Below are 14917 nucleotides of genomic sequence, written 5' to 3' on the forward strand. Positions count from 1 at the left end.
TCATAGCGCTTCCTAGAAGGTTACTGCTCTTGATCGGCGGTCAGTACACTGAGACATTTCTAACGGAGCTGGGGACAAGGAACGATGGCAAGCCCAACTGAGATTCCCTTTGAAACAGCAGAAGAGCTGCTGAGCTTCGTTTCTCCCCTAAATCCCATTTGGGATTCTGGGCAACATATCTTCAGGGGGCAGCCAAGTGATAATTATAAACTCACACCGTCTATTTTCCGTAGAGGTGAGGGATCGTTTGGGCATGGCTCGCCTCGAAAGGCATTTGCAGACACCGTTTCTAGTCAGATTCACTACGAACTAGAAGTTATCAGCAGATTCTTGGACGGATGTGATCGGTCGGGTCTTGTTGTGCCGGGATACACAAAGGAAATCAAACGAAAGCTTGCCCATGAACGAGATTCCTTCTTGAGTGCACATAGATTGTGGCCTCAACCGGAGATGTACGAAATCATGGCTGTCGCCCAGCATTACGATGTACCCACTCGGTTGCTAGACTGGACTGAAAGAAGCTTTGTCGCCTGTTACTTCGCAGCTTCTTCTGCAAATTTCGAAGTAGACAGTAGCAAGATGCCAAGAATAGTCATTTGGGCATTGGATACCACGCATTCGAACCACTGGGAAACGGTGTCAATCATTAGAACGCCGGGCGGCACAAGTAGAAACCAAGCTGCTCAGTCTGGATTGTTCACTACGCACAATGTCAGAGAACCAGGCTTCACAGACTACTATCAGCCAGAAGCACTAGAAGACGTTCAGGAGATTTACGGGGTAGGCAATACCGTAAGCGCGCTATTCAAAATTACATTACCGTTATTCGAAGCCCCCACTTTGTTACTGCTTTGTTCAAAACTTGGGGTTGATGGGTCGACACTCTTCCCCGGTTATCACGGGGTAGCGAAGAGCGTAAAGGATTGGGCCAACATTGAGGTGGGTGTGAGGATGTCTCAATCAGCTATAGACCAAGCTAACGTTGATAGCTATGAGAGCGATCCAGATTTTGATTGAGCGCAGATAAACAATGAATCGCTTCTGCTTAGACAGACACCATTGAACGTCCGCTTTCGGCCGATTCTGTTGAAAAAGTCGGTTCTTCCAGACCGCTTGCATACTGACCGCCGAAAATGCCTTTTTTGCGCGCCGCTATGCGAAATCTGAGCCTGGAATTCCTCTGTTCAATGCAAAGATTTTAATCTCACGCGCGTATTTTTCTACCGTGGAAACCATGGCCGACTTTTTCAACAGAATCGGCCAAAAGCGGACTCTCACGATAGCTGCTTTTTGGACGCCAGCGCACGACGCGGCGTCTGACCCAAAATGGATCTCAGTCGCGCGCTAACTGTCGAGAAATTCAAACGACGAGTTTTAGCAGATTTTCCAACAGCTCTTTAAACTCAGCGCGATCTGTATAATGAATCGCCCTTACCCTCGCAGCTCTATTGAGCGCATGCGCAATCCCTTACGAAACCCCGGAAGCCCGCGCCAATATTGAACGCGATCTGAAGCTCAGCGCAGACGAAATCGTCACTATCACCGAAACCAACTAGTGCTTATCTCCCTATGGTGATTTGCAAGTGTGCAGACCCAAGCAAGGCATGGGTGTGCTGACCAAGAGCAAGCTAGTGCTGGCCTTCTATAAGGGCGGCATCTACCAGCAAGCTGAAGTCATCAACGCCAGCGATGTGCAGTGTGCCCACCTGCAAAGTGGCAGAACCGCAGCCGATACCTTCTACCTATTCAGTGAACGTTGGGCCGCCATGCTGGCGCCAATTACCGTGGGAGGTGCCTTGGCCCTCGACAAGAAAGCCCAGTTCCTGAGCGTGCCAGTGCCGCCAAACACTGAGAGCTTCACGGCTGCGCAAGGAAATTTTATTCAGGTCACCGATCGCAAGAATTACTCGGCTGTGGCGGCACCAGGTACCAAAACCTATGTAGGAACCAGCGAGAGTATTCGCCAGATTTTTAATCCGTGTACGCAGGGAAAGAATCGCTCAGCCGCATCCTAAGTCCTGACCTAACCTTTCGAGTGAAACAGTCCCAGCAGCAATTGAAGCGCAAGTAGTTCAATGCAAGCCCGATGCGCCGGGCCTGTCGAGAGCCGACAGTTACAGACACAATGAAAAAGAAGGGCTGCATTGGGTCGATTGCTGCCCTCCGCGACAGGCAGCAATCGGCCAAAAGCGGTCGGTGGACAAGCTAATGGCAAATTAGTAGCTAAGCTTGGTCTGCTGCCGAATCGATTTGAGCAGCCTGGGCTTGTCGTCCATGTCGTATTTCTCCTCGAACGGTGTCGCGTCCCCAGTGAGCACCGTGTGGAATAACAAAGGTTTATAGGATGAAAAGGAGCGTTATCCGACATACCGCCGCGACAGGAAATAGGAGGAAAAAATGCGTAAGGAAGCACTGATTTTGACCGCTCTCGTCCTTGCGGGGTGCTCTGCGGCTGGCCCTACGAACACAGGCGGAACCTCAAGCGCTAACACGCAAGAGCATTTTGAAACTGGCATGGTTCGCCTGGAATGCGAAATTATGTGTTCAGGCCGCTGGGGTGCGAATCGGAAAGAAGCCGCTGCTTTCTACGAGCTGAAAAGCTGGAAAATGTTAGCTGACAAAGTGATGGAAATTGGCTATGGCTCCGACCTTACCTACTACTATCTCGCCCAGTCAGCAGAAAAGCTTGGCTATCCAGATGCTGCAAAAACCTATTACACGCTAGCAGCAGCTAATACTTACAAATGCGATGCGCTGTTCAACAATTGCAATGACCTAAAACCTACACAGCTTTCCAAGGCGAAATTGACTACGCCGAATGATATTGCGACTGTGCCAACCGCACCAGTTGCATCGAAAGCCGTAGTAGCAACACAGGCTGCTCCCGCACCAGTAGCACCTGCCACGAATGGTATTTCCCTTCCCCAAAAGGAAGCAAAGGTGGCGCTTGAAGAGTTTTTAGATGATGCGGTGCGCGGCGGTGCATTGAGTGTGAGGTTCTGCAAAGCCAACAGGATTCTTGCTGCTGATCTCTTCGCAGTGAGGAGCTACGAAATTCTACCGGCATGGGATTTGAAGCCGCAGGTCGTAAAAGGGGTTCCATCAGCCTCATACAAGGTCAGGGTCAATTCTAGCAACCGTGCAGGAATGCCAATCAGCAAAGACTGGCTGTTCATGATGGACGCCGAGATGCAGCACGGCGAATCACAATGGTGCCTAGGGTGGATTACAGGTTGATCACGAATTCATCTGAGATAACCTTGCGCGGTGAATCCCCCAGGTTTGCTAGACGCGCCACCGTCCGCTGTGGGTCCAGGCTGTGTGAAAACGCACTGAGTACATCGAAAGCTGAGAGTTACGGACGTTGCCTGAGAAACAAACAGGACGGATTTATTTATATGATCGCGTAAAGAAATAGATCTGTCCCCGTTTCTACACTAAATCATCTGACCACTCTGAAAGGATATCCTGTGACTTTTCCATTATCGGTAAATGCTACAATTCCTGGCTATAGTGAAACTTATAAAAGAATGATTACGCTAAACAGTGGCCTAACTGTGATTTTGGGAGCAAATGGATCAGGTAAAACTCAATTGCTCCGCGGGTTGATTGGAGATATCGCTAAATACTCAGCAGATCGAAAGGTCCGCTTTATATCTGCCGGCCGAATAGGAAGCATTGAGACTTATCGCTCTAATTACGACGGCCACCGCACAAATAGCATCATGTATGACCAAGCAAATTTTGGAAGTAAGAGCGATATAGAAAGACGCCACATCAATGAAACGTTGAATGGTGATTTTCAAACACTTTCACAGCGGCCAGATATTCAAGTAAAAATACAAGAGCGACTTAAAAAACTTTTTCGTCGTGATTTGATTGTCGATTGGGATGGTGGCAATTTAAATGTTAGATTTGCCAGGCTTGAAGCTGGCGCAAAACCATACTCTTCTGGCCGGGAAGCGTCAGGATTGTTACATCTTATTGGGATACTTACAGCGCTTTATGATGATGAGGTAGGATCATTGCTCATCGATGAGCCAGAGGTTTCTCTCCATCCACAATTGCAGGCCTTTCTAGCAAAGGAAATTAGATTAGTCGCGGGGTTACCGCAAGAAGGCCCCACCAAAAAACTTGTCGTGATAGCAACCCATTCCACGGAAATGCTTCATATCACTAAACCAAGTGACTTATCTAATTTGGTGTTTTGTTATGACGTAAAAGAAAACCCCATTCAGTTAGCTCCCTCCACTGATGAACTACAAGGAAAAAAAATAAAAGCACTGGTTGCCCGCCTTGGACAAGAACATAAGCTGTCTTTATTTTGTAAACGTCCCTTGTTAGTAGAAGGCCCCTCAGATGTAATTATTTGTACAGCAATTGCTGCAAAAATGGATATGCACTTGGAAGCTGCTGGTTCGCAATTATTGCCAGTAGTCGGTAAGGGGCAAATGCCAGTTACTAGAAAACTGCTACAATTGCTTGGGAAACAACCAGTTATTCTAGTAGACGCAGACGCTATCGCTGATGGTATGGAATTGATATCAGATGTGCTTTTCGAAAATACCGTCGCAGATGCTAGAGCCAGCATTAATGGTTTTCCCACTGCATTGAGGATGGCGAAAACTATATTTTCGGATTTTTGCGATTTCGTGGATGTGGAGTGGACGGCGCTTAGATCTATGGCAGAGACTCACCCGTATTGGATAAATCGTTCTGCCGAAGATGAAAAGCAAGCGAAGCGACGTGCAGCATTTTGCACGTTATTTATTAACTCAGATGCACAGTTGGTTACATTAGATAATAGGCAGGTTTGGTTAGGTATGAAAAGCCGGCTGTCGGCACTACTGGTTTTGTTAGAGAGTGCAGATTGTTTTGTACTACGCCGGGGATCTATTGAGTCTTATTATCAGTCCTCCGATCAATTAACATCGCAAGAAAAACCAAGCGCAGCTGCAGTAGAAATGGAATATATAGATCAACTTGAGCCCGCGCAGATCCAAGATCACTACGCTGACATTGCTAGATGTATTGTATTTGCAGCAGATACACTGCCAATTAACGAGAGTGAGTCAATACGCAATATCTTGTTATCAGTTGTCGCGCCAATTTTGGCGGGACTTCATTCTAATGCCCAAGGTGATGAACTCAAAATCTTGGCTCAATCACTGGTCGGAGATAAAGCAAAACTCTTTGAATTTAAAGTATCACAGGACATCCTCGAAGTATCGCTTTCGAGCAAAATATTGAGCGTACCAGGCATGCCATTTAGGCTTGTGATTGGGGACAACGTCATTGACAAGGTTAACGAAGCGCTTGGATTATAGAAAAATGGTTCGCGCGATTCAGAAGTTAGCAATGGGGGCTAGATGAGGGACGAGCTTAGTGCTCGGGCAAAAAAATCTTTGACATACTTAGATATAGGTACAAGCCCTTCGCTGTAGTAAAAAAATATTGGGGTGAGACTAGCCGGTAGCGGAAATGGCCGATTGCTGGCTGTTACTAAGGGCTGCAATTAGCCGAAAGCAGCTCACCATAGAATTTATAATTGACCATCGTTAGGATCCCCCCACAACGCTTGCTCATCGAAGAACATCGAATCACTGCTCAACATCACCACTCGCCAACCCTTTCAACTTAATCTCAGCCAACGGATGCCCGGCCTTCAAGGCAATACGCCAAAACCGCGCCGCTTCCACCGGATCCGGCGCCTTGCTCGGCGTCCCCGCGAGGCAGATCACGCCCACTTGATACGCCGCCTTGCCATCCCCCGCCAACGCAGCCAGGCGCAGTAGTCGTACGCCTTCCTCGCGAGCCCCAAGACCGACACCGCGAAAGGTCAGGATGTGGCCGTAGAAGCTCTGGGCGCCGACGTCGCCCAGGTTCGCCATGCGCGCGAACTGGCCTTCGAGCCAGCGCCAGCCTCGTGGCTGGCGCACAAACCACGACCAGTGGAACAAACGGCGGGCCAGCCAGTAACCGGTCCGCGCCTTGAGTCGTAGAAACACTCAGGCTTCCGCCGACTCGGGGTACTCGTATTCGAACACCCGCACCACTTCCGAGGCATGCCAGGACGCGGCAGCCACGCCATCGGACGGTCCGGAGAAGCGCCCGAGGCGCTCGACACATTCGAAGAAGCCGGTGCGCGGCAAGCGGCTGGCGCCCTGGCTGATTACCAGTGAGCTGCGCAGCGGCTGCTCGGCCTTGGCATCCAGCGCGGCCAGGTGTTCAAGGGCGGCGGTCAGGGTTTGCATGGCGGGCGTGGGTAGCTGCAAACGCTCCAGCAACGCCCGATAAGTCAAAAGATGGCGCTGACGGCGCGCCTGATCCAGTTCCCCCAACAATCCATCCCAATGTTGACGACTGATGCGTACGCTCACGATTCATCCCTCCATCCCGGCACCGTCAATTCCCAGGCGAGGCTGCGGCGAATAGCAGCGTCAGGTTGACGCTCACCGCTTTCGATCAAGGCGAGATATGACGGGCTGATGCCTACCGTGCGGGCAAGCGCCTCAATGGCGATGCCCTTCCCTTCGCGCAAACTGCGTAGTTGATCCAGACCCGGAAGAGTCTGGTCTGATGTGGCCGCGGGACGCACTGAGGCTTCGCGCGGTGGTTGTTCGTTGATGCCTGCTGCTTTCAGTAGAGCCTGATACTGAGCCCATGGCAGAACCGCATATTCTGGTTCGCCTTCGCGTGTAATTATCTGAATATCCATGACTACCCCGTAGGACAACGACACGTAGCGAGTCGGCACTTTTCCCTAGAAGTGTAATCCTAACAGCGGCCAAGGTCGCGGGGGGGTATGAATATGGATGATCCTGAATCGGTTCAGTTTTTTTTCGGGCCCTGAAGTTGCAGCTGTTCCGGGGTATCGGGCAGGCGTTCAACCACCGCGAGTTTTTCCGGCGCCTGATGTTTGCGCCAGGCGCGGAAGGCGTTGAGTTCGTCATCGAGGACTTTCATCAACCAGGCCAGCACGGCAATGTCGTCGAGCATGCCGAACACCGGGATGAAATCCGGGATCGCATCCACCGGGCTCAGGAAATACATCAGGCCGGCCACCACCGAAACCATCGCTTTCGGGCTGATGGCCCGGTACTCGCCACGCCAGTAGGCCAGGCAGAGTGCCTGTAACAAGCGCAGATCGTCCTTAAGTTTGCCCAGACGATTACCTTGGCTCGCGCCTTTGCTGGCAACCGCGAACAGCAGGGTCGGCAAACGACCACGGGCGAGCAGGCGCCCGGCCATTGGCAGGAAGCGGGCGAAATTCCAGGGCATTTTCATCTTTTCCTCCCACTGAAATGTTATCCACACAAATTGTGGATAACCTTGTGAACAGAGCTGCATTTCACCGCTGGAAGCCCCGTTTCACAAGGGTCTTGCTCAGATCGGGCGTTTTTTACTCACATAAAAAAACCCAAGATTTCATTGACTTGGCGCACCGGTCCGTCTAGCTCGGGCACTCTCACTGGCTATGACTCCAGCGTACCGCATCCGTTCGCTTTGTTTACCTTCACCAAACCCCAGATGCAACAACGCCCCGCATAAGCGAGGCGTTGTTTTTTCGAGCAGACGCGGATTACTTGGCGTCGTCTTGTTTGGCTGGATCCTTGATGGCCAGCAGCTCCAGGTCGAATACCAGCACCGAGTTGGCTGGAATCGCCGGGCTAGGGCTTTGGGCGCCGTAAGCCAGGTCGCTAGGGATGTACAGTTTGTACTTCTCGCCAACGTGCATCAGTTGCAGGCCTTCGACCCAACCCGGAATCACACCGCTGACCGGCAGATCGATCGGGCTGCCGCGCTCGACGGAGCTGTCGAAAACGGTGCCGTTGGTCAGTTTACCGGTGTAGTGAACAGTCACTACGTCGGTCGGCTTAGGCTGTGCGCCATCGGCCTTCTTGACCACTTCGTATTGCAGGCCGGAAGCCGTGGTGACGACACCGGCTTTCTTGCCATTCTCTTCGAGGAATTTCTTGCCGGCGGCTGCCGACTCTTCGCTCATCTTGGCCAAACGCTCTTCGGCACGCTTCTGCAGCGCTGCGAAGGCTTCAACCAGTTCCTCATCCTTCAGTTTCTGTTCTTTCTTGCCGACGGCATCTTCGATGCCTTGGGCTACGGCTTTGGAGTCCAGATCATCCATGCCTTCCTGAGCCAGACTTTTGCCCATGTTCAGGCCAATGCCGTAGGAAGCTTTTTGCGCCGGGGTTTTCAGCTCTACGCTGGTCTGCGAATCACAACCCGCAAGTACCAGGCCAACCAGGGCCACCGCCGCCGCCAACCGATGCTGTTTCATGCTATTTCCTTGTTCATGCGCCTAAAGGGCAATCGAGTAAAGCCGCGAGCTTATCAGGCGGCCACGACCAATGGCTACCGGCATGAGAGCAGGAAACTTCCGATAAGTTCAGGTGTTTAAACGCATTTCGGGATTAGAACGATGAAGCTTCTGTCATCTGGCTCTCACAGACCCCGACGCCGGTTCCCACAGCCCTTGGCGTAATGGCCTCTTGCCGCACTTCATCAGCTGAGGCATAAGAGAGCTACAAATTGACAAGGATGTTTATCGTGCGCCTCATAATCCGCTTGCTGATTCTGATCGTAGCACTGCTGGGGCTAGGCCTCGCCGTGGTGCTGTACTACGTCGCCAACCCGAAATTACCGGCCTGGTCACCGGCGCAACAGGTGCATTACCTGGAGCAATGGAGCGCCGCAGACCGCCAGGCCTACTACTTCACGCCCCAAGGCACCCAAGTCAAAGGCTTGCGCTATGACTGGTTCAACGCCCTGGAACTGCCGTTCTCGCAAAAACGATTCGCCGCCCCCGAATACCTCGCACGCTTTGGTTTTCTGATCGATCCAGGCCAGAAAGCCACGCCAGACAACCCTGGCAACCTGCCCGTCGGTTTCGCCCGTCATCAGAATCCGGGCAGCCAGGAAGAGTTTCTGGACATCACTTGCGCCGCCTGCCACACCGGCGAATTACGCTTCAATGGCCAGGCCGTGCGCATCGACGGCGGCTCGGCCCAGCATGTGTTGCCGTCCAGCGTCCCGACCCTGCGCGGCGGCAGCTTCGGCCAGGCACTGGTGGCCAGCCTTGCCTCGACTTACTACAACCCGTGGAAATTCGAACGTTTCGCGCGCAACGTTCTGGGCCAGGACTATGACGCCCGGCATCAACAGCTACGCCAGGACTTTAAAAGCTCACTCGATACCTTCTTGAAAGTGGCCTGGAACGATACCCATCGCGGGCTCTACCCCACCGAAGAAGGCCCCGGCCGTACCGACGCCTTCGGGCGCATTGCCAACGCCAGCTTCGGCGACGCCATTTCGCCCGCCAACTACCGCGTGGCCAACGCGCCGGTGGACTACCCGCAACTGTGGGACATGTGGACCTTCGACTGGGTGCAGTGGAACGGCTCGGCGCAGCAACCGATGGCCCGCAACATCGGCGAGGCCTTGGGTGTTGGCGCCACGCTGAATTTCTTCGACGCCAGCGGGCAGCCCCTCAAGGGCGACGACCGCTATCCGTCCAGCGTCCGGGTGCGCAATCTGCACCGGATCGAACAAACCCTGCAACGACTCAAGCCGCCCGTCTGGCCGGAAGCCTTGCTGGGCACCATCGACAAGCCGTTGGCCGCAAAAGGCCGCGCACTATTCACCGAAAACTGCGCTGGGTGCCACGTCCCCCGCGTCACCCAAAGCGACGGCAGACCGGTGCAACATCTGAAATTGCTGCCCGTGGAGGTGATTGGCACAGACCCCGGCGCCGCCAACAATATTGCCGACCATCGCTTCGACCTGACGGCCTTGAAGTGGGATCCGGCAGAGCTTGCGCAACTGGACGTGCAACTGCATCCAAAACCCACGGAACCGTTGGATTTGAGCCAGTTGTCAGTGGCCAAGGGGCTGGCCTACGTCACTGCTTTCGTGGGGAACCAGGCCTATCGCGCTGCCAATGTGACACCGGCGGAGCGTCCGAACCTGGACGGTTTCGGCCTGCCTATCGGTGTCCAGGAATTACGCAGCTATAAAGCCCGACCACTGGCAGGCGTCTGGGCCACGCCGCCGTTTCTGCACAACGGTTCGGTGCCGAGCATTTATCAACTGCTCTCGCCCCAGGATGAACGCGCAACAACGTTCTACAAGGGCACCTTCGAATACGACCCCAAACACCTGGGCTATCGCACCGAAGCCTTCACCAACGGTTTTGTGTTCGACACGCGTATTACCGGCAATCACAACAGCGGCCACGAATTCCGCGACGGCGAGCGCGGTAATGGCGTGATCGGTCGTCTGCTGCAGCCGCAGGAACGCTGGGCGCTGCTGGAATACCTGAAAGTGTTGGGCGGCCCGCTGGAGTCGCAATTGCCAGACCACCTCATCAGTCAAAAGGAATGACCCATGCTGATCACGCTCTGGCTGCGTCTGGGTGCCTTCCTTGGTAAAACCCTGCTGTGGTTGCTGGGGTTGGGGGTCCTCGGCTGGGCGCTGACCATGGCATGGCTCGCCTGGCAACATCGCGGCCCGGTATCGGCTGAAGAACTGATTCCGGACGGCGAAGCGGCGATGACCCGGGACATCATCCAGACGGCGGTACGGATCGTCGATCAACACCGCGAAAGTACTCGCTATCTGCGCGACGCTCACGCCAAGGCCCATGGCTGCGTGAAGGCCGAGGTTCAGGTGCTGCCGGATCTGGCGACGGCGTTGCGCCAAGGCGTGTTCAGCGAACCCGGCAAAACCTGGCAAGCGACGATGCGGCTGTCCAACGGCAATGCCTATCCGCAGTTCGACAGCATCCGCGATGCCCGGGGCATGGCGATCAAGTTGTTCAATGTGCCGGGTAAACAGTTGCTGAGTGATCGACAAGGGCGCAGCGAACAGGATTTCGTGATGTTCAACCATCCGAACTTCTTTGTCAGCGATGTCGCCGAGTATCGTCAGAATGTGGCCGCTCAGGCTGACGGCAAAACGATAATGGCGTTCTTCCCGGCTTGGGACCCGCGCACCTGGCAGGTTCGTCATCTGTTTATTGCGCTGGCGACACTCTCCCCTGCCCCGGCGAGCCCGACCCAGACCACCTACTTTTCGGTTTCGCCGTACAAGTTTGGTGAGGCCAACGTCAAATTCCGGGTAATACCGGATCCGGAGAGCTGCCCGACCTACACGCTGCCCACGCAAAATCAAAACCTGCCGAACTTCCTGCGCAGTGCGCTGAACCAGCAGCTGTCGACTGATCGGGTGCCGGCCTGCTTCGTGTTACAGGTCCAGCGCCAGGATCCGAGCCAATACATGCCGATCGAAGACACCAGCATCGAGTGGCGTGAACGAGACGCGCCCTTTGAAACCGTGGCCAGGATCAAGCTGCCCGCCCAGGATTTCGACACCCCGGCGCTGAACCTGCAATGCGACAACCTGTCGTTCAATCCATGGTTCGGCCTTGAAGCCCATCGGCCGATTGGTGGGATCAACCGGTTGCGCAAAGCGGTGTACGAGGCCGTCAGCGACTATCGACACAGCCGCAACGCCGAACAATAAATAAGGCAGAAACGAAAAAAGCGACCGGAACAGGTCGCTTTATTCAGTGAATCCGGTAAAAAGCCAAATCCCAGACAGCAAAAAGCCCGCATTAAGCGGGCTTTCTGTGGTGATCTGGCGTTCAGTGTTCCAGATACCGAATATGGCGCAGCGGACGGGACTCGAACCCGCGACCCCCGGCGTGACAGGCCGGTATTCTAACCGACTGAACTACCGCTGCGCGAAACGCTTGAAACGAATGGTGGGTGATGACGGGATCGAACCGCCGACATTCTGCTTGTAAGGCAGACGCTCTCCCAGCTGAGCTAATCACCCTTCGCTTCGTTACGGGACGCATTATGCCACAAGTTTTCGTAAAGTGTTGATTTAATTGAAGTTTTTTTCAAAAAAATCCGAAAACCGGTGAAACGACACAACCCGATTGAACAAGGTACAAACTTGAGACAGAAAAAAACCCGCATCAGCGGGTTTTTCCGTAGTGACCTGGCGTTCAGTGTTCCAGGTTACCGAATATGGCGCAGCGGACGGGACTCGAACCCGCGACCCCCGGCGTGACAGGCCGGTATTCTAACCGACTGAACTACCGCTGCGCTAAACACTTGAAACGAATGGTGGGTGATGACGGGATCGAACCGCCGACATTCTGCTTGTAAGGCAGACGCTCTCCCAGCTGAGCTAATCACCCTTCGCTTCGGTGTGGCGCGCATTCTACGGAGCGACCCAACCTCTGGCAAGCACTTTTTTAAATAATTTTCTCAGGCCTTCCAAAGGCTTAGAGAAGGGTTGGCCTATGACCCGGCGAAGACAATAATGCCCCCCTTTGTATAAAGGAGAGACTCACCCCATGTGGTTCAAAAACCTGCTTATCTATCGCCTGACCCAAGATCTGCCTTTTGATGCCGAGGCGTTGGAAACTGCACTGGCCACCAAACTGGCGCGTCCATGTGCAAGCCAGGAGTTGACCACCTACGGTTTCGTCGCGCCATTCGGCAAGGGCGAAGACGCACCGCTGGTACACGTCAGCGGAGACTTCCTGCTGATCGCCGCCCGTAAAGAAGAACGCATTCTGCCGGGCAGCGTCGTGCGTGACGCAGTGAAGGAAAAGGTCGAAGAGATCGAAGCCGAACAAATGCGCAAGGTCTATAAAAAGGAGCGCGATCAGATCAAGGATGAAATCATCCAGGCCTTCCTGCCCCGCGCCTTTATCCGTCGCTCGTCGACCTTCGCCGCCATCGCGCCGAAACAGGGCCTGATCCTGGTGAACTCGGCCAGCCCGAAACGTGCCGAAGACCTGCTGTCCACCCTGCGTGAAGTGATCGGCTCGCTGCCGGTACGTCCGCTGACAGTGAAGATGTCCCCGACCGCGACCATGACCGAGTGGGTTACCACTCAGAAAGCTGCGGACGATTTCTTTGTGCTGGACGAGTGCGAACTGCGCGACACCCACGAAGACGGCGGCATCGTGCGTTGCAAGCGTCAGGACCTGACCAGCGAAGAAATCCAGCTGCACCTGAGCACCGGCAAAGTGGTCACTCAACTGTCGCTGGCCTGGCAGGACAAACTGTCGTTCGTGCTCGACGACAAAATGGTGGTCAAGCGCCTGAAGTTCGAAGACCTGCTGCAAGATCAGGCGGAACAGGACGGTGGCGACGAAGCTCTGGGCCAACTGGACGCCAGCTTCACCCTGATGATGCTGACCTTCGGCGACTTCCTGCCGGCACTGGTTGATGCGTTGGGTGGTGAAGAGACCCCACAGGGTATCTGATTGCCTTAGGGCGCCGGCCTTGATCGGCGGCGCCTGGTAAGAAAAGATCGCAGCCTTCGGCAGCTCCTACAGAGGATCGCATTTCAAATGCAGGAGCTGCCGAAGGCTGCGATCTTTTTGCAGGCAACCCAAGTTCCAAGCCCTACCCGCTTTTAAACACATAACAAGGATCAGGCCATGCGCGCACTCGCTGCATTGAGTCGTTTTGTCGGCAACACCTTCGCTTACTGGGTACTGATTTTCGCCATCGTGGCGTTTCTGCAGCCGGCCTGGTTCATCGGCTTGAAAGGCGCAATCGTGCCGCTGCTGGGGCTGGTGATGTTCGGCATGGGCCTGACCCTCAAGCTCGAAGACTTCGCCGAAGTCGCTCGCCATCCGTGGCGCGTGGCCCTGGGCGTGGTCGCCCATTTCGTGATCATGCCCGGCATGGCGTGGTTGCTCTGCCAGGTATTCCACCTGCCGCCAGAGATTGCCGTCGGGGTAATTCTGGTCGGCTGCTGCCCGAGTGGCACTTCGTCGAACGTGATGACCTGGCTGGCTCGCGGCGACCTGGCGTTGTCGGTGGCCATTGCCGCCGTCACCACCCTCCTCGCGCCATTGCTGACACCGGCGCTGATCTGGCTGCTGGCCTCGGCCTGGTTGCCGGTGTCGTTCATGGAGCTGTTCTGGTCGATCCTGCAAGTAGTGCTGTTGCCGATCGTACTTGGCGTGGTTGCCCAACGCGTGCTCGGTGATCGGGTTCGTCACGCGGTAGAAGTGTTGCCACTGGTGTCGGTGGTGAGCATCGTGATCATCGTCACGGCCGTGGTGGCTGCCAGCCAGGCGAAGATTGCCGAATCCGGTCTGCTGATCATGGCCGTGGTGATGCTGCACAACAGCTTCGGCTACTTGCTGGGTTACTTCACCGGGCGCCTGTTCAACCTGCCGCTGGCCCAACGCAAATCCCTGGCACTGGAAGTCGGTATGCAGAACTCCGGCCTGGGTGCGGCGCTGGCCAGTGCGCACTTCTCGCCACTGGCGGCGGTGCCGAGCGCGCTGTTCAGCGTCTGGCACAACATTTCCGGGGCGCTGCTCTCGACGTATTTCCGTCGCATGAGCGAGAAAGAGGATCGGAAAATCGCTGCTCAGCAGGTGGCTGACTGATCCGAAAACTTGATCCTCGGGTTAATGATGGGCACTCTATTGCGCAACGCGGGGACGACCTCGCGGCTCGATCGAGTGCTTAATCCGGGGACGACCCCATCCATCGATGGAGGTCTTCCATGTCCTGGATCATTCTGTTTTTCGCCGGCCTGTTCGAAGTCGGCTGGGCCGTTGGCCTGAAATACACCGACGGCTTCAGCCGCCCTCTCCCTACCGCATTGACCGTTGCCGCCATGGCGATCAGCCTTGGCCTGCTGGGCCTTGCCATGAAGGAATTGCCGCTGGGCACGGCCTATGCGATCTGGACCGGCGTGGGTGCGGTGGGCACGGTGATCGCCGGGATCATTCTGTTTGGTGAGTCCATGGCGCTGTTTCGGCTGGCCAGTGTGGCATTGATCATTACCGGGCTGGTCGGGCTCAAGGTTAGCGCTTAGGCTTATGGCGCCATCGCGGGCTTGCCCGCGATGGCGC

Annotated in this window: 14 protein-coding genes and 4 tRNA genes; 9 read left to right on the top strand and 9 right to left on the bottom strand. The window is 54.8% G+C overall.

The features are described 5' to 3' along the window. Positions 1 to 84 precede the first annotated feature (84 nt). From ACEN9A_RS20985 to ACEN9A_RS21000, 4 genes are all read left to right on the top strand, one after another. Positions 85 to 1017 carry an FRG domain-containing protein gene (locus tag ACEN9A_RS20985; protein WP_258670356.1) on the top strand — a complete coding sequence of 311 codons (933 nt, stop codon included), beginning with the start codon at positions 85 to 87 and terminating at the stop codon, positions 1015 to 1017. A gap of 587 nt (positions 1018 to 1604) precedes the next feature. After that, positions 1605 to 2015, top strand: a complete 411-nt coding sequence (locus ACEN9A_RS20990) for a hypothetical protein (RefSeq protein ID WP_258670359.1) — start codon at positions 1605 to 1607, stop codon at positions 2013 to 2015. A gap of 382 nt (positions 2016 to 2397) precedes the next feature. Continuing rightward, positions 2398 to 3237 carry a hypothetical protein gene (locus ACEN9A_RS20995; protein ID WP_258670361.1) on the top strand — a complete coding sequence of 280 codons (840 nt, stop codon included), beginning with the start codon at positions 2398 to 2400 and terminating at the stop codon, positions 3235 to 3237. Between the two features lie 233 nt (positions 3238 to 3470). After that, positions 3471 to 5327 (top strand): ATP-dependent nuclease, encoded by a 1857-nt coding sequence (locus ACEN9A_RS21000; RefSeq protein WP_258670363.1) that lies wholly within the window; start codon positions 3471 to 3473, stop codon positions 5325 to 5327. 273 nt (positions 5328 to 5600) lie between these two features. Here ACEN9A_RS21000 and ACEN9A_RS21005 read toward each other — a convergent pair whose 3' ends face one another. The 5 genes from ACEN9A_RS21005 to bamJ form a co-directional block, all read right to left on the bottom strand. Then, positions 5601 to 6008: an SEL1-like repeat protein gene (locus ACEN9A_RS21005; RefSeq protein WP_258670365.1), complete on the bottom strand. Its 408-nt coding sequence runs from the start codon at positions 6006 to 6008 to the stop codon at positions 5601 to 5603. Beyond that, a complete protein-coding gene (locus tag ACEN9A_RS21010) occupies positions 6009 to 6380 on the bottom strand; it encodes a hypothetical protein (protein ID WP_003223109.1) in 372 nt (123 codons plus the stop codon). Continuing rightward, positions 6377 to 6718: a helix-turn-helix domain-containing protein gene (locus tag ACEN9A_RS21015; RefSeq protein ID WP_019648193.1), complete on the bottom strand. Its 342-nt coding sequence runs from the start codon at positions 6716 to 6718 to the stop codon at positions 6377 to 6379. The genes ACEN9A_RS21010 and ACEN9A_RS21015 overlap by 4 nt, the downstream gene beginning before the upstream one ends. Before the next feature lie 113 nt (positions 6719 to 6831). Next, a complete protein-coding gene (locus tag ACEN9A_RS21020; RefSeq protein WP_019579662.1) occupies positions 6832 to 7287 on the bottom strand; it encodes a YkvA family protein in 456 nt (151 codons plus the stop codon). A gap of 295 nt (positions 7288 to 7582) precedes the next feature. Then, positions 7583 to 8296: a BamJ family beta-barrel-assembly machinery protein gene (gene bamJ / locus ACEN9A_RS21025; RefSeq protein WP_019648192.1), complete on the bottom strand. Its 714-nt coding sequence runs from the start codon at positions 8294 to 8296 to the stop codon at positions 7583 to 7585. Between the two features lie 269 nt (positions 8297 to 8565). Between bamJ and ACEN9A_RS21030 the strand changes: the two genes are divergently transcribed. Together ACEN9A_RS21030 and ACEN9A_RS21035 are read left to right on the top strand one after the other, a co-directional pair. Continuing rightward, a complete protein-coding gene (locus tag ACEN9A_RS21030; protein ID WP_258670370.1) occupies positions 8566 to 10398 on the top strand; it encodes a cytochrome c in 1833 nt (610 codons plus the stop codon). A 3-nt stretch (positions 10399 to 10401) separates the two neighbouring features. After that, on the top strand, positions 10402 to 11538 hold the full coding sequence (locus ACEN9A_RS21035) for a catalase family protein (RefSeq protein ID WP_258670371.1): 1137 nt from the start codon (positions 10402 to 10404) through the stop codon (positions 11536 to 11538). A 143-nt stretch (positions 11539 to 11681) separates the two neighbouring features. On the opposite strand, the gene ACEN9A_RS21040 is transcribed toward ACEN9A_RS21035, so the two are convergent. The 4 genes from ACEN9A_RS21040 to ACEN9A_RS21055 all read right to left on the bottom strand — a co-directional run bounded on the left by ACEN9A_RS21040 (position 11682) and on the right by ACEN9A_RS21055 (position 12223). Next, a tRNA-Asp gene (locus ACEN9A_RS21040) sits at positions 11682 to 11758 on the bottom strand. A 19-nt stretch (positions 11759 to 11777) separates the two neighbouring features. After that, positions 11778 to 11853, bottom strand: a tRNA-Val gene (locus ACEN9A_RS21045). A gap of 198 nt (positions 11854 to 12051) precedes the next feature. Beyond that, positions 12052 to 12128: transfer RNA gene (locus ACEN9A_RS21050), tRNA-Asp, on the bottom strand. 19 nt (positions 12129 to 12147) lie between these two features. After that, positions 12148 to 12223, bottom strand: a tRNA-Val gene (locus ACEN9A_RS21055). Between the two features lie 159 nt (positions 12224 to 12382). On the opposite strand from ACEN9A_RS21055, the gene rdgC reads away from it, so the two are divergent. The 3 genes from rdgC (at position 12383) to sugE (ending at position 14880) form a co-directional block, all read left to right on the top strand. Then, the gene (rdgC, locus tag ACEN9A_RS21060; RefSeq protein ID WP_258670374.1) at positions 12383 to 13303 is read left to right on the top strand and encodes a recombination-associated protein RdgC; all 921 of its coding nucleotides are present in this window, start codon (positions 12383 to 12385) and stop codon (positions 13301 to 13303) included. A gap of 177 nt (positions 13304 to 13480) precedes the next feature. Continuing rightward, a complete protein-coding gene (locus ACEN9A_RS21065) occupies positions 13481 to 14446 on the top strand; it encodes a bile acid:sodium symporter family protein (RefSeq protein ID WP_018925159.1) in 966 nt (321 codons plus the stop codon). 119 nt (positions 14447 to 14565) lie between these two features. Continuing rightward, positions 14566 to 14880, top strand: coding sequence for a quaternary ammonium compound efflux SMR transporter SugE (gene sugE, locus ACEN9A_RS21070; RefSeq protein ID WP_018925158.1), 315 nt, complete (start codon positions 14566 to 14568; stop codon positions 14878 to 14880). Positions 14881 to 14917 lie beyond the last annotated feature (37 nt).

It is taken from the genome of Pseudomonas sp. Pseusp18 (genome assembly GCF_059506005.1).

Bases quoted from the DNA above. Each gene is read 5' to 3' on its own strand.
- ACEN9A_RS20995 (WP_258670361.1), top strand. From the start codon at position 2,398: ATGCGTAAGGAAGCACTGATTTTGACCGCTCTCGTCCTTGCGGGGTGC.
- sugE (WP_018925158.1), top strand. From the start codon at position 14,566: ATGTCCTGGATCATTCTGTTTTTCGCCGGCCTGTTCGAAGTCGGCTGG.
- ACEN9A_RS21065 (WP_018925159.1), top strand. From the start codon at position 13,481: ATGCGCGCACTCGCTGCATTGAGTCGTTTTGTCGGCAACACCTTCGCT.
- ACEN9A_RS21035 (WP_258670371.1), top strand. From the start codon at position 10,402: ATGCTGATCACGCTCTGGCTGCGTCTGGGTGCCTTCCTTGGTAAAACC.
- bamJ (WP_019648192.1), bottom strand. From the start codon at position 8,296: ATGAAACAGCATCGGTTGGCGGCGGCGGTGGCCCTGGTTGGCCTGGTA.
- ACEN9A_RS20990 (WP_258670359.1), top strand. From the start codon at position 1,605: ATGGGTGTGCTGACCAAGAGCAAGCTAGTGCTGGCCTTCTATAAGGGC.
- ACEN9A_RS21020 (WP_019579662.1), bottom strand. From the start codon at position 7,287: ATGAAAATGCCCTGGAATTTCGCCCGCTTCCTGCCAATGGCCGGGCGC.
- ACEN9A_RS20985 (WP_258670356.1), top strand. From the start codon at position 85: ATGGCAAGCCCAACTGAGATTCCCTTTGAAACAGCAGAAGAGCTGCTG.
- rdgC (WP_258670374.1), top strand. From the start codon at position 12,383: ATGTGGTTCAAAAACCTGCTTATCTATCGCCTGACCCAAGATCTGCCT.
- ACEN9A_RS21015 (WP_019648193.1), bottom strand. From the start codon at position 6,718: ATGGATATTCAGATAATTACACGCGAAGGCGAACCAGAATATGCGGTT.